General features: G+C 71.2%; 22 protein-coding genes. 10 read left to right on the forward strand and 12 right to left on the reverse strand.

Going from position 1 to position 22193, the window contains the following annotated elements; all coding sequences use genetic code 11:
* The first annotated feature begins 2 nt into the window (after positions 1–2).
* The 3 genes from modB to D9C15_RS26375 are packed head-to-tail and all read left to right on the forward strand — an operon-like array spanning position 3 to position 2559.
* Positions 3–692: a molybdate ABC transporter permease subunit gene (gene modB, locus D9C15_RS26365; RefSeq protein WP_128001740.1), complete on the forward strand. Its 690-nt coding sequence runs from the start codon at positions 3–5 to the stop codon at positions 690–692.
* Complete coding sequence (modC, locus tag D9C15_RS26370) at positions 689–1762, forward strand: molybdenum ABC transporter ATP-binding protein (protein WP_128001742.1); 1074 nt, start codon at positions 689–691, stop codon at positions 1760–1762. The genes modB and modC overlap by 4 nt, the downstream gene beginning before the upstream one ends.
* Positions 1759–2559 (forward strand): TOBE domain-containing protein, encoded by an 801-nt coding sequence (locus D9C15_RS26375; protein WP_128001744.1) that lies wholly within the window; start codon positions 1759–1761, stop codon positions 2557–2559. Before modC ends, D9C15_RS26375 begins: the two co-directional genes overlap by 4 nt.
* Positions 2560–2572: 13 nt before the next feature.
* On the opposite strand, the gene ahpF is transcribed toward D9C15_RS26375, so the two are convergent.
* The 3 genes from ahpF to D9C15_RS26390 all read right to left on the reverse strand — a co-directional run bounded on the left by ahpF (position 2573) and on the right by D9C15_RS26390 (position 5669).
* The gene (gene ahpF / locus D9C15_RS26380; protein WP_128001746.1) at positions 2573–4132 is read right to left on the reverse strand and encodes an alkyl hydroperoxide reductase subunit F; all 1560 of its coding nucleotides are present in this window, start codon (positions 4130–4132) and stop codon (positions 2573–2575) included.
* A gap of 107 nt (positions 4133–4239) precedes the next feature.
* Positions 4240–4803, reverse strand: coding sequence for an alkyl hydroperoxide reductase subunit C (gene ahpC, locus D9C15_RS26385; protein ID WP_128001748.1), 564 nt, complete (start codon positions 4801–4803; stop codon positions 4240–4242).
* A gap of 173 nt (positions 4804–4976) precedes the next feature.
* A complete protein-coding gene (locus D9C15_RS26390; RefSeq protein ID WP_128001750.1) occupies positions 4977–5669 on the reverse strand; it encodes a glutathione S-transferase N-terminal domain-containing protein in 693 nt (230 codons plus the stop codon).
* 57 nt (positions 5670–5726) lie between these two features.
* On the opposite strand from D9C15_RS26390, the gene D9C15_RS33535 reads away from it, so the two are divergent.
* Positions 5727–6470 carry a type III secretion system chaperone family protein gene (locus D9C15_RS33535; protein ID WP_164886861.1) on the forward strand — a complete coding sequence of 248 codons (744 nt, stop codon included), beginning with the start codon at positions 5727–5729 and terminating at the stop codon, positions 6468–6470.
* Entirely contained in the window at positions 6467–7018 is a 552-nt protein-coding gene (locus D9C15_RS33540) for a DUF2478 domain-containing protein (protein WP_164886862.1), read from the forward strand. Before D9C15_RS33535 ends, D9C15_RS33540 begins: the two co-directional genes overlap by 4 nt.
* 19 nt (positions 7019–7037) lie before the next feature.
* Here D9C15_RS33540 and D9C15_RS26400 read toward each other — a convergent pair whose 3' ends face one another.
* The 3 genes from D9C15_RS26400 to D9C15_RS26410 are packed head-to-tail and all read right to left on the reverse strand — an operon-like array spanning position 7038 to position 10087.
* Positions 7038–8279: an acyl-CoA dehydrogenase family protein gene (locus D9C15_RS26400; RefSeq protein WP_128001752.1), complete on the reverse strand. Its 1242-nt coding sequence runs from the start codon at positions 8277–8279 to the stop codon at positions 7038–7040.
* A gap of 21 nt (positions 8280–8300) precedes the next feature.
* Positions 8301–9377 (reverse strand): phosphotransferase family protein, encoded by a 1077-nt coding sequence (locus D9C15_RS26405; protein WP_375138823.1) that lies wholly within the window; start codon positions 9375–9377, stop codon positions 8301–8303.
* A 5-nt stretch (positions 9378–9382) separates the two neighbouring features.
* Entirely contained in the window at positions 9383–10087 is a 705-nt protein-coding gene (locus tag D9C15_RS26410; protein WP_128001756.1) for a Crp/Fnr family transcriptional regulator, read from the reverse strand.
* A 235-nt stretch (positions 10088–10322) separates the two neighbouring features.
* Between D9C15_RS26410 and D9C15_RS26415 the strand changes: the two genes are divergently transcribed.
* Positions 10323–12290, forward strand: a complete 1968-nt coding sequence (locus tag D9C15_RS26415; protein ID WP_128001758.1) for a type IV pilus assembly protein FimV — start codon at positions 10323–10325, stop codon at positions 12288–12290.
* A gap of 20 nt (positions 12291–12310) precedes the next feature.
* Here D9C15_RS26415 and D9C15_RS26420 read toward each other — a convergent pair whose 3' ends face one another.
* From D9C15_RS26420 to lptF, 5 genes are read right to left on the reverse strand one after another with little or no spacing between them, the layout of a single operon-like run.
* Complete coding sequence (locus tag D9C15_RS26420) at positions 12311–13480, reverse strand: pyridoxal phosphate-dependent aminotransferase (RefSeq protein ID WP_128001760.1); 1170 nt, start codon at positions 13478–13480, stop codon at positions 12311–12313.
* Positions 13481–13482: 2 nt separating this feature from the next.
* On the reverse strand, positions 13483–14430 hold the full coding sequence (locus D9C15_RS26425) for a CysB family HTH-type transcriptional regulator (protein ID WP_128001762.1): 948 nt from the start codon (positions 14428–14430) through the stop codon (positions 13483–13485).
* Positions 14431–14469: 39 nt separating this feature from the next.
* Positions 14470–14838, reverse strand: a complete 369-nt coding sequence (locus D9C15_RS26430) for a sirohydrochlorin chelatase (protein ID WP_128001763.1) — start codon at positions 14836–14838, stop codon at positions 14470–14472.
* Entirely contained in the window at positions 14835–15944 is a 1110-nt protein-coding gene (gene lptG / locus D9C15_RS26435; RefSeq protein WP_128001765.1) for an LPS export ABC transporter permease LptG, read from the reverse strand. Before lptG ends, D9C15_RS26430 begins: the two co-directional genes overlap by 4 nt.
* Positions 15941–17050: an LPS export ABC transporter permease LptF gene (gene lptF, locus D9C15_RS26440; RefSeq protein ID WP_128001767.1), complete on the reverse strand. Its 1110-nt coding sequence runs from the start codon at positions 17048–17050 to the stop codon at positions 15941–15943. The genes lptG and lptF overlap by 4 nt, the downstream gene beginning before the upstream one ends.
* A 28-nt stretch (positions 17051–17078) precedes the next feature.
* Here lptF and D9C15_RS26445 point away from each other — a divergent pair, with 28 nt between their 5' ends.
* The 4 genes from D9C15_RS26445 (at position 17079) to D9C15_RS26460 (ending at position 20632) form a co-directional block, all read left to right on the forward strand.
* Entirely contained in the window at positions 17079–18539 is a 1461-nt protein-coding gene (locus D9C15_RS26445; RefSeq protein ID WP_128001769.1) for a leucyl aminopeptidase, read from the forward strand.
* On the forward strand, positions 18536–18967 hold the full coding sequence (locus tag D9C15_RS26450) for a DNA polymerase III subunit chi (RefSeq protein ID WP_128001771.1): 432 nt from the start codon (positions 18536–18538) through the stop codon (positions 18965–18967). Before D9C15_RS26445 ends, D9C15_RS26450 begins: the two co-directional genes overlap by 4 nt.
* Entirely contained in the window at positions 18964–19353 is a 390-nt protein-coding gene (locus tag D9C15_RS26455) for a hypothetical protein (RefSeq protein WP_128001773.1), read from the forward strand. The genes D9C15_RS26450 and D9C15_RS26455 overlap by 4 nt, the downstream gene beginning before the upstream one ends.
* Before the next feature lie 142 nt (positions 19354–19495).
* Positions 19496–20632: a branched-chain amino acid ABC transporter substrate-binding protein gene (locus D9C15_RS26460; protein ID WP_128001775.1), complete on the forward strand. Its 1137-nt coding sequence runs from the start codon at positions 19496–19498 to the stop codon at positions 20630–20632.
* A 51-nt stretch (positions 20633–20683) separates the two neighbouring features.
* On the opposite strand, the gene malQ is transcribed toward D9C15_RS26460, so the two are convergent.
* Positions 20684–22192 carry a 4-alpha-glucanotransferase gene (malQ, locus tag D9C15_RS26465; RefSeq protein WP_128001777.1) on the reverse strand — a complete coding sequence of 503 codons (1509 nt, stop codon included), beginning with the start codon at positions 22190–22192 and terminating at the stop codon, positions 20684–20686.
* Between the last annotated feature and the right edge of the window lies 1 nt (position 22193).

A 22193-nucleotide genomic window follows, 5' to 3' on the forward strand; every position in this document is an offset into this window, starting at 1 on the left:
GCATGTTCAGCCCCGCCGACTGGAGCGCCATCCGCATCACTGCCGAACTGGCCGCGGTGACGACCGTGCTGCTGCTGCTCGTCGGCACGCCCCTCGCGTGGTGGCTGGCCCGGACGCGTTCGCGCCTCAAGCCGGTCTGGTCGGCCCTGGTCGCGATGCCGCTGGTGTTGCCGCCGACGGTGCTGGGCTTCTACCTGCTGCTCGCGATGGGGCCGCGCGGACCCGTCGGCCAGCTGACCGAGGCACTCGGCCTGGGGCGGCTGCCGTTCAGCTTCGCCGGCCTGGTGGTGGCCTCGGTCTTCTACTCGCTGCCCTTCGTCGTGCAGCCGCTGCAGCAGGCCTTCGAGTCGATCCCGGAGCGCACGCTGGAGGCGGCGGCCACCTTGCGCGCCGGCCCGCTGGACCGCTTCTTCAGCGTCGTGCTGCCGCTCGCGCGGCCGGGCTTCGTGACCGCCGGCGTGCTCGGTTTCGCCCACACCGTGGGCGAGTTCGGCGTGGTGCTGATGATCGGCGGCAACATCCCGGACAAGACACGCGTGCTGTCGGTGGCGATCTACGACCATGTCGAGGCCACCGAGTTCGCCGACGCGCATCGCCTGGCCGCCGGCATGGTGGTGTTCGCGCTCGTCGTGCTGGTGACGCTGTATGTGGTCAACCGCCCGCCGCGCGAGCGACCGGGAGAGGCGGCGTGATCGAGGCGCGACTGCAGCTGCCGCGGCGCGGCTTCAGGCTCGACGTGGCACTGGTCCTGCCGGCGCGCGGGGTCACGGCGCTGTTCGGCCCGTCGGGCTGCGGCAAGACCACCGTGCTGCGCGCGCTCGCCGGGCTCGAGCGCGCCGCCGGCCGCGTGGCCTTCGGCACCGAGGTCTGGCAGGACGACGCCGCGGGCCGCTTCGTGCCGACGCACCGCCGCGCGATCGGCTACGTGATCCAGGAGGCGGCGCTGTTCCCGCACCTGGACGTGCGCCGCAACCTGGCCTACGGGCTCGATCGTGTGCCGGCTGCCGCGCGCCGCATCGCGCTGGACCAGGCGGTCGACCTGCTCGGCCTGGGTGCGCTGATGAACCGGCGCCCCGAGACGCTGTCGGGCGGCGAGCGCCAGCGCGTGGCGATCGCGCGGGCGCTGGCCACCAGCCCGCAGCTGCTGCTGATGGACGAGCCGCTCGCCGCGCTGGATGCGCGCCGCAAGTCCGAGCTGCTGCCCTACCTCGACCAGCTGCATGCCCGGCTGCAGTTGCCGGTGATCTACGTGAGCCACTCGATCGACGAAGTGGCGCGCCTGGCCGACCACTTGGTGCTGATGGAGGCCGGCCGCGTGCTCGCCGACGGGCCGCTGGCCGACATGCTGGCCCGCCTGGACCTGCCCGTGGCCTTCGGCGACGACGCCGGCGTGGTGCTCGACGCCGTGGTCGCGGAGCGCGACGCGCACTGGCAGCTCGCCCGGCTGGACGTCGCGCCGGGCTGCGCCATCTGGGCGCGCGACCATGGCCTGCCGATCGGGCGCCGCGTGCGGCTGCGCGTGCTGGCGCGCGACGTGAGCCTGGCGTGCACGGCGCAGACCGGCACCAGCATCGGCAACCAGTTGCACGGCACGGTGGAGGCGATCGCCGACGACGCGCATCCGGCACTGGCCCTGGTGCGGGTGCGGGTCGGCACGGCGGGTGTCGTCGCGCGCCTCACCCGGCGCTCGGCACATGCGCTGGCGCTGGCGCCCGGGCAGCCGGTGTGGGCCCAGGTCAAGACCGTGGCGTTGATGGAATGAAGCCCGCCGGCGCCGGCAACCTGATCACCGCCGAGCTCAGGCTCGCCGGCCGGCTCGATGCGCGCTTCTTCGCGCTGCTCGAGGCGCTGGCGGCCACCGGCTCGATCAACAAGGCCGCGCGCACCGCGGGCCTCAGCTACAAGGGGGCCTGGCTGATGCTCGAGTCGGCCTGCAACCTGGCCAACGAGCCCTTGCTCGAGACGGCCACCGGCGGCAGCGGCGGCGGCGGTACGCGGCTGACGCCGGCCGCGCTGGGTCTGCTCGAGGCCTGGCACGGCCTGCAACGAGAGCAACGCGAGTTCCTGCGCACGCAGGAGGCGCGGCTGGCCCAACTTCCGGCGCTGGCCGGGCTGCTCCGGAGGATGTCGATGAAGACCACCGCACGCAACCAGTTCGCCGGCACCGTGTCGGCCGTCGAGCTCGGGCCGGTCTCGGCCTCGGTGAGCATCGCGCTCAAGGGCGGCGAGCAGATCACCGCGACGATGACGGCTGCCGCCGCCAAGCGGCTGAAGCTGAAGAAGGGGCAGGAGGCGATCGCGCTGATCAAGGCCTCGGCCGTGGTGCTGGTGACCGATTTCGCCGGCTGGCAGCTGTCGGCCCGCAACCAGCTCGCCGGCACGGTGTCGCGCATCGAGCGCGGCGCGGTGTCGTCGCTGGTGGTGCTGACGCTGCCCGGCGGCCCGACGCTCAGCGCCACCGTCACCAACGAAGGCGTGGAGACCCTCGGCCTGGCGGTGGGCCAGCCGGCCACCGCGGTGTTCAAGGCCTATTCGGTGATGGTGGCGACGCAGCCCTGAGGCTGCGCCGCGCTCACGCTGCCGCCGAGTGGCGGATCAGGTGGTCGAAGGCCGAGAGTGCCGCCTTCGCGCCGTCGCCGGCGGCGATGATGATCTGCTTGTACGGGACGGTCGTCGCGTCGCCGGCGGCGAACACGCCCGGCAGGCTGGTGGCGCCCTTGGCGTCGACGATGATCTCGCCGTGCTTCGAGAGCTCGAGCGTGCCCTTGAGCCACTCGGTGTTGGGCACCAGGCCGATCTGCACGAACACGCCGGCAAGTTCCACCAGCTGCTCGGTGCCGCTCGTGCGGTCCTTCCAGCGCAGCCCGGTGACCTTCTGCCCGTCGCCGACGATCTCGGTGGTCTGTGCGTTCAGGATCAGCGTGACGTTGGGCAGGCTCCTGACCTTCTCGACCAGCACCGCGTCGGCCTTGAGCTGCGGCGCGAACTCGATCAGCGTGACGTGCTCGACGATGCCGGCCAGGTCGATCGCCGCCTCCACGCCCGAGTTGCCACCGCCGATCACCGCGGTGCGCTTGCCCTTGTAGAGCGGGCCGTCGCAATGCGGGCAGTAGGCCACCCCCTTGTTCCTGTACTCGGCCTCGCCGGGCACGCCGACGTTGCGCCAGCGCGCGCCGGTGGCCAGGATGACGGTCCTGCCCTGCAGCACGGCGCCGTTGTCGAGTCTCACGCGGACCGGGCCCGACGCGGGGGCGTCGAGCTGCGCGACGCGCTGGCCGTTCATCAGGTCCACGCCGTAGGCCCGCGCATGCGCCTCGAGCGCCGCGGCGAACTTCGGGCCCTGCGTCTCGAGCACGGAGATGTAGTTCTCGATGCCCAGCGTGTCCAGCGTCTGGCCACCCATGCGCTCGCCGACGATGCCGGTCCGGATGCCCTTGCGCGCGGCGTACACCGCTGCGGCCGCGCCAGCCGGGCCGCCGCCGACGATCAGCACGTCGAACACCGGCTTCGTCGCGAGCTTGGCGGCGTCGCGCGCGGCAGCGCCGGTGTCGATCTTGGCCAGGATCTCGTGCACCTCCATGCGGCCCGAGCCGAAGGGCTGGCCGTTGAGGAAGACCATCGGCACGGCCATGATCCGTCGCTGCTCGACCTCGTCCTGGAACAGGCCGCCGTCGATCGCCACGTGGCGGATGCGCGGGTTCAACACCGACATCAGGTTCAGTGCCTGCACCACGTCCGGGCAGTTGTGGCAAGTCAGCGACATGTAGGTCTCGAAGGCGAAGTCGCCTTCGAGCGAGCGGATCTGCTCGATGACTTCCGCCTCGAGCTTGGGCGGGTGCCCGCCGGCCTGCAGCAGCGCCAGCACCAGCGAGGTGAACTCGTGGCCCATCGGGATCGCCGCGAAGCGAACGCCCATGTCGGCGCCGGCGCGGCTGATCGAGAACGACGGGCGGCGCCGGTCCAGCCCGTCGAAGCGGGCCGTGATCAGCGGACTCAGCTCCGCGATCTCCGACAGCAGCTCCCGCATCTCGGCCGAGGCCTCGCGCTCGTCGAGCGAGGCCACGAGTTCGACCGGCTGCGTCACGCGCTGCAGGTAGGCGGCGAGTTGGGTCTTGAGGCTGTCGTCAAGCACGGTGATGCTCCAGTGATATCAAGTGGCCGCGGCGGATCCGGCTCCGCCGGTCCGCCCGCGGCGCCCCCTCGAGGGGGAGCGCCATAAGGCGCTCCGGGGGTGGGACGTCAGATCTTTCCGACGAGGTCGAGCGACGGCGTCAGCGTCTTCGCGCCCGCCTGCCACTTGGCCGGGCAGACCTGGCCCGGGTTCTTGGCGACGTATTGCGCCGCGGCAACCTTGCGCAGCGTCTCCTTGACGTCACGCGCGATCGCGTTGTCGTGCACCTCGGCGGTCTTGATGATGCCCTCGGGGTTGATCACGAAGGTGCCGCGCAGCGCCAGGCCCTCTTCCTCGATGTGCACGCCGAAGGCACGGGTCAGCTTGTGGGTCGGGTCGCCGACCAGCGGGAACTTGGCCTTGCCGACGGCCGGGCTGGTCTCGTGCCACACCTTGTGCGAGAAGTGCGTGTCGGTCGTGACGATGTAGACCTCGGCGCCGATCTCCTGGAACTTGGCGTAGTTGTCGGCCGCGTCCTCGACTTCGGTCGGGCAGTTGAAGGTGAACGCCGCCGGCATGAAGATCAGCACGGACCACTGGCCCTTCAGGCTCTGCTCGGTCACCTCGACGAACTTGCCGTTGTGGAAGGCGGTGGTCTTGAACGGCTGGACGGGGGTGTTGATCTGCGACATGGATTGTCCTTTGATAGATGGAGTCAAACGGAAGCGAACGATCGATATTGTGATTGCACTGCAGCATTCCGCCGCTTGATTGAGGAAATCGCATCGATTGACAATGGCTATCGAAGGGGCCGAGCCGCTGCGGCCCGCGCAGCGCCGGCGGGCTGGCACAGGGGCGGGGCGGCTCAGTGCCGCTGGTACTGGGTGGCGCCGAACAAGGTCTCGCGCGCCTTGTCGTCCACCAGTGGCTTGCGCCGGTCGGCCAGCACCTCGACGCCGCGCATCACCGCGGGACGGTGGCCGATCTCGTCGAACCAGCCCTTCAGGTGCGGGTAGTCGTTCCAGTCGATGCCCTGGTTCTTCCACGAGCGAAGCCAGGGAAACACGGCGATGTCGGCGATCGAGTACTCCGGCCCGCCGAGGTACTTGCTCTTCGCGAGGCGCTTGTCCATCACGCCGTACAGGCGCCTGGCCTCGTTGCTGTAGCGCTCGATCGCGTACTCGATCTTCTGCGGCGCGTAGATGCGGAAGTGGTGCGCCTGGCCCAGCATCGGGCCCACGCCGCCCATCTGGAACATCAGCCACTGCAGCACCTCGTACTTGCCGCGCGTGCTCGCCGGCAGGAAGCGCCCGGTCTTGCCGGCCAGATAGAGAAGGATGGCGCCCGACTCGAACAGCGAGATCGGCTGGCCGTCCGGGCCCTCCGGATCGACGATCGCCGGGATCTTGTTGTTCGGGCTGATCGCCAGGAACTCCGGTGCGAACTGGTCGCCGGCGCCGATGTCCACCGGGTGCACGCGGTACGGCAGGCCGCACTCCTCGAGCATGATGTGGACCTTGTGGCCGTTGGGCGTGGCCCACGAATACACTTCGATCATCGTGTCGGTCTCCGGCTTCAGTTCGAGCGCGATTGCGCCGACACTCTAGTGCAAACCATGCTCGAGTCGTTCAAGCGCTTCTTCTCCCCGCAGCCCGCCGGCCCGGACTGGCGCGACGTGGCGGACTGGGCGCGCGAGCGCGGCCTGGCCTTCAAGCGTGCGCGCGAGGACGAAGGCTTCGTCATCGAGGGCGATCTCGGCGGCCGTCCGGTGCGCATCGAATGGGGGCCGCCGCAGCGCAGCTACATCGAGGGCCGCGAGCTGCGCATCCGCATGGAGCTCAAGCTGCCGGCCGACCTGCAGATGCTGCTGCTGTCTCGTCCGCTGATGGAACTGCTCGAGAAGCAGACCTTCGAGCGCTTCACCGAGGGCACGCAGACGCAGATCGACACCAGCTCGCCGGAAGAGATCCGCTGGCTGGTGATGTTCGGCAAGGTCGACCTGTCGTCCTACCGCGTGCTGCGCAGCCATTTCGCCGCGGTGGCCAGCCTGCCGGCGGCCGGCATGGCCTGGATCGGCGGTGCGCTCGCGGCGCAGCTCGAGCGCGCGCTGGGCGGCCTGCTGGCCAACGACCCGCCCTTCGTGCTGATGACGCTGCGCGGCCGCAGCTACCTGCGCGCCCGGCTGATCGACCCCGACCCGATGTCGCTGACCAGCGCGGTGGCGATCTTCGAGGCCGCCGTGGCCCGCGCGCTGGAGGTGGCGGCGCACCACGGCGAGAGCGCTCAGGAATGGGCGCCCTCGGGCTCCACCGCCTGGCAGGCGCTGGGCACCGACGAGCCGCCCAAGCGCAGCGGATGAGCCGGCCCGAGCGCGTCGCCAACGAGCCGCCCCTGCGAGCGGCCGCAGTGCTGGACGACGGGTCGGCCGACGTCGATGCGCTGCTGGCCGATTGCGCTGCCCGCCAGCGCCGCGCCGGCCGCCGGGTGCGCGGACTCGTGATGACGTGGCCCGACGGCGACCGGGAGGCCTGTGGTGCGATGGTGCTGGTCGACCTCGACACCCGCGAGGAGTACCTCGTCTCCCAGGCGCTGGGGCGCGCGTCGGCCGCCTGCCGGGCCGATCCGCAGGGCTTCGCGCGCGCCAGCGAGGTGCTGCGCCGCGCCGGCGGCGAGGCGCCCGACCTGGTCGTGTGCAACCGCTTCGGCGGCATGGAGGCGCACGGCGAGGGCTTCAGCGCCGAACTGCTCGATCTGATGTCGGCCGACATCCCGCTGCTGACGGTCGTCTCGCCGCGCTGGGCGCCGGCCTGGACCGAGTTCACCGGCGGCGCGCCGCTGCTGCCGGCGCGGCCGGAGGCCATCGAGGGCTGGATCGAGGCGACGCTGGGCAGCCCGGCCCCCGCCTGAGCGTCGTAGGCGCGGCCGCTCAGGCGTGCCGGCCGAGTTCCAGCTTGGCGATCGCGTTGCGGTGCACCTCGTCCGGTCCGTCGGCGTAGCGCAGCGTGCGGGCGCAGGTGTAGAAGTAGGCGAGCGGGAAGTCCTGGCTCATGCCGGCGCCGCCGTGCACCTGCATGGCCCAGTCGATCACCTGGCAGGCCATGCTCGGCGCCACCACCTTGATCATCGCGATCTCGCCCTGCGCGCTCTTGTTGCCCGCCACGTCCATCATCCAGGCGGCCTTGAGCGTGAGCAGGCGCGCCTGCTCGATCAGGCAGCGTGCCTGCGCGATGCGCTCGCGCGTCACGCCCTGCTCGGCGATGGTGCGGCCGAAGGCGACGCGCTTGGAGGCCCGCCGGCACATCAGCTCGAGCGCGCGCTCGGCCAGCCCGATCAGGCGCATGCAGTGGTGGATGCGGCCCGGGCCGAGCCGGCCCTGGGCGATCTCGAAGCCGCGGCCCTCGCCGAGCAGGATGTTCGAGGCCGGCACGCGCACGTTCTCGAACAGCACCTCCATGTGGCCGTGCGGTGCGTCGTCGTAGCCGAACACCTGAAGCGGGCGCAGCACCGTCACGCCCGGCGTGTCGGCCGGCACCAGCACCATCGACTGCTGCGAGTGCCTGGGCGCCGAGGGGTCGGTCTTGCCCATGAAGATGTAGATGCGGCAGCGCGGGTCGCCGGCGCCGGAGGTCCACCACTTGCGCCCGTTGATGACGACCTCGTCGCCGACACGTTCGATGCGCGACTCGATGTTGGTGGCGTCCGACGAGGCCACCGCCGGCTCGGTCATCGCGAAGGCGCTGCGGATCTCACCGGCCAGCAGCGGCTCGAGCCAGCGCTGCTTGTGCTCGGGGCTGCCGTAGCGCACCAGCGTCTCCATGTTGCCGGTGTCCGGCGCCGAGCAGTTGAACACCTCGCTGGCCCAGGGCACCCGGCCCATGATCTCCGCCAGCGGCGCGTATTCCTGGTTCGACAGGCCCTGGCCGTAGTCGCCCGAGGTGTTCCGCTGCCCGTCGGCCGAGGGCGGCAGGAACAGGTTCCACAGCCCGCGCTCGCGTGCCTTGGGCTTGAGCTGCTCGATCACCTCGAGCGGTGTCCAGCGCCGGCCCGCGGCGGTGTTGGCCTCGATCTCGGCCCACCAGGCCGCCTCGGCCGGGTAGACGAACTCGTCCATGAAGCGGTTGAGCTGGGCCTGCAGTTGCTGCGTGCGTGCCGAGTAGCTGAAATCCATCGGGGATCCTCGGGTGAAGGGTCAGGAGGCCTGCTGTGCGATGCGCCAGCCCATCTCGGCCAGCGGGCGGGCACCGGCCGCGGCCTGGCGGGCCTGGGCGCTGGCGGCGGTGCCTTCGACCACCCGCTTGGCGATGCCCTGCAGGATGCCGGCCATGCGGAACAGGTTGTAGGCCATGTAGAAGTTCCAGTCGGCCATCACGGCGTCGGGGTCGCTGCGCCCGGTGCGTTCGCAGTAGCGGCGCACGTAGGCCTTCTCGTCGGGAATGCCGAGGCTGCCCAGGTCCGCGTCGCCGATGCCGCGGAACAGGCCGCCCGGGATGTGCCAGGACATGCAGTGGTAGCTGAAGTCGGCCAGCGGGTGGCCGAGCGTCGAGAGCTCCCAGTCGAGCACCGCCAGGATGCGCGGCTCCTCGGGGTGGAACACCAGGTTGTCGAGCCGGTAGTCGCCGTGCACCACGGCGCGTTCGCGTTCGTCGCGGGCGCCCGGGGGGATGTGCGCGGGCAGCCAGTCCATCAGCCGGTCCATCGCCTCGATCGGCTCGGTGATCGAGGCGACGTACTGCTTGCTCCAGCGCCCGATCTGGCGCTCGAAGTAGTTGCCCGGCTTGCCGTAGTCGGCCAGCGCGCCGCTGGTGTCGACCCGGTGCAGCGCGGCGATCACGCGGTTCATCTCGTCGTAGATCGCGGCGCGCTGGGCGGGTGTCATGCCGGGCAGGGTCTGGTCCCAGAGCACCCGGCCGGCGACGAACTCCATCAGGTAGAAGGCGCGGCCGATCACCGATTCGTCCTCGCACAGCAGCAGCATGCGCGGCACCGGCACGCCGGTGCCGTGCAGCGCACTCATCACGCGGTACTCGCGCTCGATCGCGTGCGCCGAGGGCAGCAGCTTCGCCACCGGGCCGGGCTTGCTGCGCATGACGTAGGTGCGGCCGGGCGTGACGAGCTTGAAGGTCGGGTTGGACTGGCCGCCCTTGAACTGCTCGACCGCGAGCGGCCCCTCGAAGCCCGGCAGGTGCTGCGCGAGGTAGCTCGCCAGCGCGCCGGCATCGAAGGCGTGCTGCTCGGAGACGGGCTTGGTGCCGGAATTGTGGTCCATCGTCGTCAGCGTTCAGCGATCGAGAGCAGCTTGTCCTTGGACAGCACCACCAGCCGGGTCGGCTCGACGCGCACCGCGCCCTCGCGCTCGAAGCCCTTGAGCTCCTGGTTGACGCGCTGGCGCGAGGCACCGAGCAGCTGGGCCAGATCCTCCTGGGCGAGCTGCAGGCCGATGCGGATCTCCTCGTCGCCCTGCGGAATGCCGTAGGCACGCGCCAGCAGCAGCACCTGCTTGGCCAGCCGTGCGGCGAGCGGGCGGGTGTTCAGGTCCTCGATCTGGTCGAACATCAGGCGCAGGCGGCGGCAGTTCAGGCGCAGCAGCGCGTCGTACAGCTCGACATGGGCCGCCAGCAGGGCCTTGAAGTCGGCGCGCGAGACGACCAGCAAGGTGGTCTCGCCATGGGCCGTGGCGTCGTGCGTGCGCGGCAGGCCGTCGAACAGCGCGATGTCGCCGAACCAGGTGCCGGGCTCGACATAGGTCAGCGTGACCTGCTTGCCCGAGAGCGACACCGAGCCGACCCGCACGGCGCCCTTGGCGACGCCGCACCAGGCTTCGGCCGGCGTGCCGCGCGAGGACAGCGTGGCGCCGTCCGGGTAGCGCCGCACGCTGGCGCGTTCGAGGATGTCGTGGCGCAGCGGCAGCGAGAGTTTCGAGAACCACGTGCCCGAGTCGATGTTGGATCGTTCGTCGATGGTAAGAACGGGCTGCATCGTGTTCAGTCACCGGCGCGACAGGGGCGCCGGCGCGGCAAGGGCGTGTGCAGAAGGGACCGCCCGCGCCCACCCGGGCGTGACGGACTGCACAGGAGGCGAAGTGTGAAGGATTGTGTCACGTGCATGGTCCACACTGTCCCCCGCTGCGGGGGCGTGCACAAAGACCGCCATGCTAGAGTGCCTTCGGAACCTCACGTGACGAATGCGAACTCCCTCCAGACCCGCCCCGATCGTGTTCATCGGGTGCGCACTGCTGTGTGCGGCCGGCTCGGTGCAGGCGCTCGGGTTCGGCCGGGTGATCAACGTCTCGTCGCTCGGCCAGCCGCTGAACTTTGCCGCTGCCGTCCGGCTCGAGCCTGACGAATCCCTGCCGCGCGAGTGTGTCTCGGCCGAAGTGCTGGCCGGTGACGTCCGCGTGCCGCCGGGTGCCGTGCGCCTGACCGTGGAGCCGGGCAACGACGCGGGCGAACGCCTGTTGCGCATCACGACCACCACAGCGATCGAGGAACCGGTGGTCACCGTCACCCTGAGCGCCGGATGCAACGGGCGCCTGACACGCAGCTTCGTCACGCTGGTCGATCCGCCGGGCGTGAACCTGGCCCAGTCGGGCGGTGTCGCGCCACTGAGCCTGCCGCCACAGCGCGTGGAGTCGCAGGTCGCGCCGGTGGTCGGTGTCGTCGAGGCGGCCAGCGCGGCCTCCGCACCGCCAGCGGCCGCGCCGGCCACGACGCCGCCACCGCGCGCCGTGGCGGCACGCCCGCCGCGCGTGCGTGTGGCCGAGGGCAGGCCGGACGCCGGCGAGGCCGCCACGCGCCGTGCCGACGCGCCGGCCCGCCCGCGTCCGCAGCCTCCGGCCGCCACCGTGGCCCGCCGCAGCGGCCCGCGCCTGCAACTCGATCCCGCCGCCGCGCCGGCCGACCCGCGCCCGGTGCCGCCGGTGCAGACCGCGGCCGTGGTGGCCGACGCTGCCTCGGCGGTGCTCGCCAGCGTCGGGGCGGTCCAGGCCGCGCAGGCCGCCGCGGCGGCCAGTGCCGCGGAGGCGGCGCAGCGCCGACTGGTGGCGATGGAGCAGGACCTGGCGCGCCTGCGCGCCGAGTCGCAGGCCACGCAGAAGGCCCTGGCCACGCTGCAGGCCAGCCTCGATCAGGCGCAGTCGGCGCGCTACACCAATCCGCTGGTCTATGCGCTCGCGGCACTGTCGGCCTTGCTGGCCGCGGTGGTGGGCCTGCTGTGGTGGCGACAGTCGCGCAGCCGGCCGGCCTCGCAATGGTGGCTGGCTCCTGCCGGGGGCACTGCGCCGGCGCCGCGCCGTGCCGAGCGGGCCCCGAGCCCGGCCCCGGACGTCGGCCGCGTCGAGACCCGCCCCGCCGTGATGGACGACGGTGCGGTGCTGCGCGAGCTGGAGAACCCGGCGACGATGCCGCACCCGACGCTGGTGCCGCCCACGGTGCTGCCGCCAGTGGCGCCGCCGCCGGCGCCGGTGGCCCTGGCCGACCCGCCGACGCTGCGCCGCGAGCTGTCGGTCGAGGAACTGATCGACCTGGAGCAGCAGGCCGACTTCTTCGTCGTGCTGGGTCAGGACGATGCGGCCATCGACCTGCTGATGGGCCATGTGCGCAGCAGCGGCGGCGCGAGCCCGCTGCCCTACCTGAAGCTGCTGGAGATCTACCGCCGGCGCGGCGACCGCGAGGCCTACGAGCGCATCCGCGACCGCTTCAACAACCGCTTCAACACCTACGCCCCCGACTGGGAGCACGACTTGGCACAAGGCAAGTCGCTGGAGGACTACCCCGAGGCCATGGCCCAGCTGCAGCGCCTGTGGAGCGACCCGGCCCGCGTGACGCTCTCGCTGGACGCCGCGCTGCTGCGCGAGGACGAGAACCCGGACACCTTCGACCTGCCGGCCTACCGCGAGCTGCTGTTCCTCTACTCGATCGCCCGCGACCTGGCCGAGCACCCGGGCGTGGCCGGTGCCGTGGACCTGCTGCTGCCGCTCGACGGCGAGGAGCCCGAGAAGCCGATCGAGAAGCTGACCGCCAGCCGGCTGCTCGGTTTTGCCGCGACCGACCAGCTGAACCCCGCGGTCGACCTGGACGTGACGATCGCGCTGCCCGGCGTGGCACCGGCGCGCGACGAGCGCCTGCTCGGCCTGGTCAACGTGCGCCCGAAGGACGAGGGCGGCGGCGGATCGGCCTGCTGAGCGCCCCCAGGGCCGGGCGCTCAGAGCCGCGCCAGGCGATCCAGCGCGAGCACGAGCGTCTCGTCCTTCTTGGCGAAGCAGAAGCGCACGATGCGCTGCTCGAAGCCGCCGGCATAGAACGCCGACAGCGGGATCGCCGCGACGCCGAGCTCGGTGGTCAGGCGGCGGCAGAAGGCCTCCTCGGGCTCGTCGCTGATCGCCCCGTAGTCCACGCACTGGAAGTAGCTGCCCTGGCTGGGCAGCAGCTTGAAGCGGCTGCCCGCCAGCCCGGCGCGGAACAGGTCGCGCTTGCGCTGGTAGAACGCCGGCAGGTTCAGGTGGTGCGAGGGGTCGGCCATGAAGGCCGCCAGGCCGTGCTGCATCGGCGTGTTGACCGTGAACACGTTGAACTGGTGCACCTTGCGGAACTCGGCCGTCAACGCCGCAGGCGCTGCGACATAGCCGATCTTCCAGCCGGTCACGTGGTAGGTCTTGCCGAAGCTCGAGACGATGAAGGCGCGCTGCGCCAGCTCCGGGTGGCGCGCCACGCTCTCGTGACGCGCGCCGTCGTAGACCATGTGCTCGTACACCTCGTCGGCGATCAGCAGCACGTCGGTGGGCCGCAGCAGCGCGGCCAGGCGCTGCATGTCCTCGGCCGACCAGACCGTCGCGCTCGGGTTGTGCGGCGTGTTGACGATGATCGCCCGCGTGCGCGGGTTCAGCGCCGCGGCGATGCGCGCGAAGTCGGGCCGGAACGTGCCCGGCGTCAGCGGCACGTGCACCGCGCGGCCGCCGGCCAGCTCGATGTTGGGCTCGTAGCTGTCGTAGCAGGGGTCGAGCACGATCACCTCGTCGCCCGGGTGCACCACGGCGAGGATGGCGGTGATGATCGCCTGCGTCGCCCCGGCCGTGACGGTGATCTCGCTGCCCGGGTCGTAGCGGCGCCCGTACAGCGCCTCGATCTTGGCGGCGATCGCCTCGCGCAGCACCGGCACGCCGGCCATCGGCGGGTACTGGTTCAGGCCGGCGCGCATGGCGTCGTTCACCGCGTCGAGCAGGCGCGGGTCGCAGTCGAAGTCGGGGAAGCCCTGGCCGAGGTTGACGGCGCCGTGCTGCTGCGCGAGCGCGGACATCACCGTGAAGATGGTCGTCCCGACGCGCGGCAGGCGACTCACGATGGCGGGGGTGCGGACGGCGGTGTCGCTCATCATGGTCAGAGGGAGTAGTCGGTGGTCTTGGGCCCGGTCATCGCCTGCACCACGAGCGCCCGGCTGAGCCGCTCGGACAGCATCTCGGCGAAGGCGTACACGAAGCTGCGCAGGTAGGCGCCGCGCTTGAAGGCGATGCGCGTGACGTTGCGCCCGAACAGGTGGCCGACCGGGCGGGAGACGAGTTCGCCGCCGGGCGGATCGTCGCGCACCGCGATCTCGGCGACGATGCCCACGCCGAGCCCGAGGCGCACGTAGGTCTTGATCACGTCGGCATCGATCGCCTCGAGCACGATGTTGGGCTTGAGCCGGCGCGCCGCGAACGCCTGGTCGACCCGCGTGCGGCCGCTGAACGACGGGTGGTAGGAAACCAGCGGCTGCAGCGCCAGGTCCTCGAGCTCCACCCGTTCGAGCTGCGCCAGCGGGTGCCCGGCCGGCATCACCAGCGCGTGCTGCCATTCGTAGCACGGCAGCGTGACCAGCTCCTCGTGCGCATCCAGCGCCTCGGTGGCCAGGCCGACGTCGGCCACCTCCTCGAGCACCCAGCGCGCCACCTGCTCGGGCGAGCCCTGGTGCAGGCTCACGCTGACCTTGGGGAAGCGCCGCCGCAGCTGCGCGATCGGCTCGGGCAGGAAGTAGCGCGCCTGGCTGTGCGTGGTGGCGATCGAGAGCGTGCCGGCGTCCTGCTTGGAGAACTCCTCGCCGATGCGCTTGAGGTTGCCGACCTCGCGCATGATCAGCTCGATCGACTTGAGCACCTGCTGGCCCGGCTCGGTGACGCGCCGCAGCCGCTTGCCGTGGCGCGCGAAGATGTCCACGCCCAGTTCGTCCTCGAGCTCGAGGATGGCCTTCGAGATGCCCGGCTGCGAGGTGTAGAGCACCTTGGCGGTCTCGGTCAGGTTCAGGTTCTGCCGGACGGCCTCTTGCACGAAGCGGAACTGATGCAGGTTCATATGTCCGTGCGTTCTTTGGAACGCCCGGATTATTCCACCTCAGTCTGGATTCCCCAGCGCGGCGCGGGCCATCGCGTCGATCACGCTGTCGACCTCGCCGATCGCCGGGCGCAGAAGCCAGGTGCTGCCGGGGTGTGCCTGGCGCAGCCGGGCGAGCAGTTCGGGCAGGTCCTTGCGCACATGGCCGCCGGCGCCGAGGAACAGCGGCACCACCTCGATCTCGTCGCAGCCCTGCGCGACCAGCGCATCGCCGGCCTCGGGCAGGGTGGGCGCCATGAACTCGAGGAACGCGAGCCGCACCGGGAGGCCGGGCGCGCGCGCGGCGATGCGCTGCACGATGGCCTCGAAGGGCAGGGCCCAGCGCGGGTCGCGCGCGCCGTGGGCGAAGAGCAGCAGGCCACGCTTCATCGGTACCTCACCAGCCAGGAGAACGCCGCCAGCGAGAGCAGCAGGAACAGCGCGCTGGGCGCCGCGGCAACGATCCAGGGCGTCCAGTTGCGCAGCAGGCCGAGGTGGCTGGCCATGTTGTTCAGCAGCACGAAGGAGATGCCGATCATGATGCCGCCGAACACCTTCAGGCTCACGCCGCCGGCGCGTGCGTGCAGGTAGGCGAAGGGCAGGGCCAGCGCCACCATCACCAGGCAGGCGAACGGGTAGAGCGCGCGCTTCCAGAACTGGATCTCGTACTGCTGCGCGGCCTGTTCGTTGTCGGCCAGGTGACCGATGTAGCGGAACAGCTCGACCGTCGACATGGTCTTCAGCGGCAGCACCGCCGCGGCGACCACGCCGGCCGACAGCGAGCTCGGCCAGTCGAGCGAGGGCAGGCGCTGCTCGCTGGCGAAGGCCGGCGCGGCGGCGTCGCCCGCGCTCCAGCGCGTGACCAGCACGTCCTCGAGCCGCCAGTGTCCCTGGTCGACCTTGGCGCGTGCCGCGGCCACGCGGCGCAGCAGCCGGCCGTCGGCATCGAACTCGAAGATGCGCACGTCCTGCAGCGTGGCGTCGGCGCGGGTGGCGCCGACGTTGACCGAGTAGCTGCGCTCGCCCTCGGGCGTGCTGGCATGGTCCTTGAGCCAGGCGCTGCTGCGCCCGACCACCTGGGCCCCTTTGGCACCGGCCTGCAGCCGTGCCGCCTCGCGCTCGCTGACCGGCGCGAGGTAGTCGCCCACCAGGTAGGTCAGCAGCGCGAAGCCGAGCCCCAGGCTGGCGAGCAGGCGCAGCGCGCGCCCCGGGCCGAGCCCGCCGGTGCGCAGGATGGTGTACTCGGAGGACTGCGCCAGCCGCGCCAGCGCGTAGATGGTGCCGATCAGCACCGCGATCGGCGCCAGCTCGTACAGGTGGCCCGGCACCAGCAGCAGCGAGTAGGCGAAGGCGTGCAGCAGCGTGTAGCCGCGCGGGCGCACGTCGCCGAGCTCGTCGACGAAGTCGATGAAGAAGAACAGCGACAGGAAGGCGACGGCGACGAACACCACCGCGCCGACGATGTCGCGCTGGAACAGGCGGCGGACCGTCTTCATGCCTTGGCCGCCGGGGTTGCCCGCACCGGCCGGCTCCAGCCGAAGCGCCGCGCTCCCTGCTCGCGCCACCACAGCAGGCCCAGCGCGAGCACGAACGCGCCGCCGTGGAACAGCAGCAGCGCGCTGCCCAGCGTCAGCTTGCCGGCCGCCACCCAGGCCTGCGACAGGTTGATGAGGTTGTAGTAGACAACGAAGGCCAGCAGCGCGATCAGCAGGTTCCAGTTGCTGGCGCGGCGCGGGTTGGAGGCCGACAGCGGGATCGCCAGCAGCACCAGGTTCGTGCCGCCGAACAGCAGGCCGAGGCGCCACACCAGCTCGCCCTGGTTCTTGGGCGCCGGGTCGAACAGCAGTTCGATGCTGCGCTTGGCGCGTGGCGGCAGTTCCTCGATGCTGGACAGGGCGCGCTCGCCGACCAGCACGCGGTAGTTCTCGAAGCGCGAGAGCGTCTTCGCGCCGCTGGCCGCGTCGCGCTCGTTGCGCTGGCCGCGGTCGAGCACCAGGAAGCGGTCGTCGCCGTCGAGCTCGATGCGGCCGCTGCGCGCCGAGGTGACCGACTCGACGCTGCCCGAACTGGTCAGGATGAACACGTTGCGCCCGGTGCGGCCGTCGCCGGCGTCGCGCTCGATGAAGAACACGCGCTTGCCGTCGCTCGAGCTCTGGAACTGGCCGGGCACGACGCGCGAGAGGTCGGAGCGGCGCTCGAAGCGCTCCTTCAGCTCGGCCACGCGCTGGTTCATCCAGGGCCAGACGAACAGCGCCAGCAGCCCGATCACCAGCAGCACCGGCCAGGTGGTGCGCAGCACCGGCCGAACGAAGCGCGACAGGCCCACGCCGCTGGCGAACCAGATCGTCATCTCGCTGTCGCGGTACATGCGCCCGAGCGTGGCCACCACGGCCACGAACAGCGACAGCGCCAGCATGGTGGGCAGGTGGGCCAGCGCGGTGTAGCCCAGCAGCAGCACCACGTCCTGCGGGGCGATGCGGCCACCGGCGGCCAGGCCGAGGGTGCGGATCAGCATCATCGTCAGCACGATGGTGAGGATCACGACCAGCGTCGCCCCGAAGCTGCGCGCCAGGTCGGCCCGCAGGGAGGAATCGAATAACATCCGTCGATTATCCCGACTGACGACGCCGATGGAATTCCGCCACCAGATCGCCCCGCTCGACACCCTGGCCAACGTGGGCTGCGATGCGCTGCTCGTGATCGTCGCCGGCGAGCAGGCCGATGCCGCGCTGGACGCGCCGCTCGCCGCGGCGCTGGCCGATGCGCTCGCGCAGGGCGACTTCGAGCTGAAGGCCGGCAAGACGGTCTACCTGCACCGGCCCGCCGGCGTGAAGGCGGCCAGGGTGGTGTTCGCGGCGGCCGGGGCGGCCTCGGCCAAGGCGATCAAGGCGGCGCTCGCGGCCGGCCTGGGCCTGGTGAAGGCCGGTGGTGCCAAGCACCTCGCGGTGGCCTTCAGCGGTGCGGGCGCGCTCGACGCCGCGCCGGCCGAGGCGCTGGTCGCGGCGGTGCACGATGCGGTCTATGTCTACCGCCACACCAAGCCGAGCGCACCCAAGGCGCCGGCGCTGGCCAAGGTCAGCCTGCTGTGCGGCAAGGCCGAGGCCAAGGCGGTGGCGCAGGGCCTGGCGCGCGGCGAGGCGATCGCCGCGGGCGTGGCGCTGGCGCGCGAGTGCGCCAACCGGCCCGGCAACCACTGCACGCCCACCTGGCTGGGCGAGCAGGCCAAGAAGCTCGGCAAGGAGTTCGGACTGAAGGTCGAGGTGCTGGACCGCAAGGCGATCGAGAAGCTCGGCATGGGCTCGTTCCTGGCCGTCGCGCAGGGCTCGGACGAGCCGCCGCGTTTCATCGTGGCGCAGTACCACGGCGCGCCGAAGACGCAGGCCCCGGTGGTGCTGGTCGGCAAGGGCATCACCTTCGACACCGGCGGCATCTCGATCAAGCCGGCCGCCGAGATGGACGAGATGAAGTTCGACATGGGCGGCGCCGCCGGCGTGCTGGGCACGCTGCGCGCGATCGCGCAGCTCAAGCCGAAGCTCAACCTCGTCGTGCTGGTGCCGACCTGCGAGAACATGCCCGGCGGCCGGGCCGTCAAGCCGGGTGACGTGGTCACCAGCCTGTCGGGCCAGACCATCGAGATCCTGAACACCGATGCCGAGGGCCGCCTGATCCTGTGCGACGCGCTGACCTACGCCGAGCGCTTCAAGCCGGCCGCGGTGGTCGACGTCGCCACGCTGACCGGCGCCTGCGTGATTGCGCTCGGCCACCACCACAGCGGGCTGTTCAGCGCCGACGACGGCCTGGCCGAACAGCTGCTGGCCGCCGGCCGCAGCGCACTCGACCCATGCTGGCGCATGCCGCTGGACGACGAGTACGACGAAGCGCTGAAGAGCAACTTCGCCGACATGGCCAACGTGGGCAACCGGGCCGGCGGCGCCATCACCGCGGCCAAGTTCCTGCACCGCTTCGCGCGCAAGTACCCCTGGGCGCACCTGGACATCGCCGGCACGGCCTGGAAGAGCGGCGCGGCCAAGGGCGCCACCGGGCGCCCCGTGCCGCTGCTGACCCACTTCGTGCTCGCGCACGCGGGATGACCCGGATCAGCTTCCACTTCAACGTGCCGCACCGGCTCGGCTACGCCTGCCGGCTGCTGCGCAAGGCCACGCGCCAGGGCGCGCGCATCACCGCCACCGGCCCGGCGCCGCTGCTGGCGGAGCTGGACCGGCTGCTCTGGACCTTCGACCCGATCGAGTTCGTGCCGCACCTGCGCCGCGACGGCCCGGCGCCGCTGCCCGAACGCCTGCAGGGCACGCCGGTGTGCCTGGTGGCCGACACGGCGCACGCGCTGCACCACGAGGTGCTGGTCAACCTGGGCAGCGAGTTGCCGGCCGGCTTCGAGAGCTTCGAGCGTCTGGTCGAGATCGTCTCCACGGACGAGGACGACCGCGCTGCCGCGCGGCTGCGCTGGAAGCACTACAGCGCGCGCGGCTACCCGATCGAGAAGCACGAGGTCGAGGCGTGAACACGAGGCAGGTGCCGCCCACGCGCGTGCCCACGCTGACCGAGGTGGTGCGCCTGCGCGAGGCCGAGGCGGCGGCGGCCGCGGCCCCGGAGCCGCCGCCGGATCCGCCGGCCATCGCGCGGCCGCCGGCCAGCCCGCCGTTCGTCGAGCGACGCGCCGGCTGGCCCAAGATCGACGAGGACGCGTTGGTGGAGAAGGTGCTCGCCGACCTGCAGCGCCAGATCGACCTGATGCTCGAGGTGAAGCTGCGCGAAGTGCTGACACCGGCGCTGACACGGGCCACCGACGCGCTGCTGCGCGAGGCGCGGGCCGAGCTGGCATCGACCTTGCGAGACGTCGTGGCTCGGGCCGTGGCTCAGGAATTGTCCCGTCATCGCGGGCGCTGAGCCGCGCGTTGTGGCCCGAGGCCGCAGCCGATGCACCCAGGTTTCCCTGGGCGGAACGCCCGTTTTTTTGGGGTATCGTCTCGGCCGTTGAGAAAAACCCTCACCGACACTCTCTCTCAACATCCCATCCGGAGGCTATTGCATGCAAGTCAAACTGAACCTGGTGGCTGTGGCTGCGCTGATCGCGGCAGGTACGGCGTCCGCCCAAGAAGTGGTCGTCAAGATCGGCCACGTCGGGCCCACCAGCGGTGCGATCGCGCACCTCGGCAAGGACAACGAGAACGGCGCGCGCATGGCGATCGACGAACTCAACGCCAAGGGCGTGATGATCGGCGGCAAGAAGGCCAAGTTCGAGCTGCTCGCCGAGGACGACGGCGCCGATCCGAAGCAGGGCACGGCGGCCGCGCAGAAGCTGGTCGACTCCAAGGTCAACGGCGTGATCGGCCACCTGAACTCCGGCACCACCATCCCGGCCTCGAAGATCTACTTCGACGCGGGCATCCCGCAGATCTCGCCGTCGGCGACCAACCCGAAGTACACCCGCCAGGGCTACAAGACGGCCTTCCGCGTGGTGGCCGACGACACGCAGCTCGGCGGCACGCTGGGCCGCTATGCCGTCAAGGAGCTCAAGGGCAAGACCTTCGCGGTGATCGATGACCGCACCGCCTACGGCCAGGGCGTGGCCGAGGAGTTCGCCAAGGCCGTCAAGGCCAGCGGCGGCAGCATCGCCGAGCAGCAGTTCACCAACGACAAGGCGACCGACTTCACCGCCATCCTCACTGCCATCAAGGCCAAGAAGCCCGACGTGGTCTTCTTCGGCGGCATGGACGCGGTGGCCGGCCCGATGCTGCGCCAGATGAAGCAGCTGGGCATCAGCGCCAAGTTCATGGGCGGCGACGGCATCTGCTCCGGCGAACTGCCCAAGCTGGCCGCCGGCTCGATGGCCGACGGCCAGGTGGTGTGCGCCGAGGCCGGTGGTGTCGAGGGTGCGCAGAAGGCCGGCATGGACAAGTTCAAGGACGACTTCAAGAAGAAGTTCGGCGCCGATGTCCAGATCTACGCCCCGTACGTGTACGACGCGGTGATGGTGATGGCCGACTCGATGGTCAAGGCCGGCTCGGCCGACCCGGCCAAGTACCTGCCGGCGCTGGCCAAGGCCAACTACAAGGGCGTGACCGGCAACATCACCTTCGACGACAAGGGCGACATCAAGAACGGCGCGCTGACCCTGTTCACCTACAAGGGCGAGAAGCGCGAGCAGATCGCCGTGGTGCGTTAATCCGGGGCTACGCCACCGAGACGGGGCGCCTGCGGGCGCCCCGTTCTGTTTTCAGGTCTGCAGCGGCGTGCCGTCGCGCCGGTACAGCTGCGCCCAGTGCGCCAGTCGCTCGGCGTGCATCGGCTGCACCTGCGCCCAGTCGAAGCGCCAGGTCCAGTAGCCCGCGCCGAAGCCGGGGAAGTTCATCCGGCTCGCGCCGTCCAGGCCGAGCACGTCCTGCAGCGGGTGGATCGCCGTGTCGGCCACGCTGGCGCAGGCGGCACGCAGCAGGTCCCAGTGGATCTCCTGTCCGTCGCTGCCGAGGTAGTCGCGCACGCGTTCGCGCTGGGCCTCGTCGAGCGAGGCCCACCAGCCGAGCGTGGTGTCGTTGTCGTGCGTGCCGGTGTAGACCACGGCGTCCGGCTCGTGGTTGTGCGGCAGGTAGGTGTTGCCGCTGCCGCCGTCGAAGGCGAAGTGCAGGATGCGCATGCCGGGAAAGTCGAACTGCTTGCGCAGCGCCAGCACGTCGGGCGTGATCACGCCCAGGTCCTCGGCGATGATGGGCAGCGGCCCGAGCGAGCGCGCGATCGCCTCGAACAGCGCCGGCCCCGGGCCGCTCACCCAGCGCCCGACCATCGCGGTGGGCTCGCTGGCCGGGATCTCCCAGTAGCCGGCGAAGCCGCGGAAGTGGTCGATGCGCACGATGTCGACCAGCTCGAAGATGCCGCGGATGCGCTGTGTCCACCAGGCATAGCCTTCGGCCGCGTGTGCGCTCCAGCGGTACAGCGGGTTGCCCCAGCGCTGGCCGGTGGCGCTGAAGGCGTCCGGCGGCACGCCGGCCACCACCGTCGGTCGGCCGTCGGCCCCGAGCTCGAACAGCTCGCGCCGCGCCCACACCTCGGCGCTCTGGTAGGCGATGAAGATCGGCGCGTCGCCGACGATCTTCACGCCGCGCCGGTTGGCGTAGGCCTTGAGCGCGCCCCACTGGCGAAAGAAGCACCACTGGCCGAATTCGTAGAACTGCACGCGCTCGGCCAGTTCGCGCCCCGCGGCCTGCAGCGCCGCCGGCTCGCGCGCGGCCAGCGGGGCGTCCCAGTCGCACCAGTCGCGCCAGCCCTGCCGCTCGGCCAGGGCCATGAAGAGCGCGTAGTCGCGCAGCCAGCCGGCGTGATGGTGCCGGAAGGCCTCGAAGTCCGTGCGCTCGGCCGCGCCGGCGCCGTCGGCGAAGCGCTGCGCCGCGCGGGCCAGCCGGTCCATGCGGAAGGGCACCACCGCGCCGAACTCGAGGCACCGAGCCGAGATTCCCGGCGGCGGCGCCAGCTCGTCGGGTTGCAGCCAGCCGTGCCGGACGAGTTCGGCCAGGTCCACCAGCAGCAGGTTGCCGGCGAACGCCGAGGTGCTCATGTAGGGCGAGTTGCCCGGGCCGATGCCGCCCAGGGGCAGGATCTGCCAGAGCTTCTGCCCGGCAGCGGCGAGCCAGTCGACGAAATGGTAGGCCGCCGGCCCGAAGTCACCGGAGCCGTGCGGGCCGGGCAGCGAGGTCGGGTGCAGCAGGATGCCGCTGGCTCGTTCGAGGCGCATG

The organism is Piscinibacter defluvii, from assembly GCF_004011805.1.
Taxonomy (GTDB): domain Bacteria; phylum Pseudomonadota; class Gammaproteobacteria; order Burkholderiales; family Burkholderiaceae_C; genus Piscinibacter; species Piscinibacter defluvii.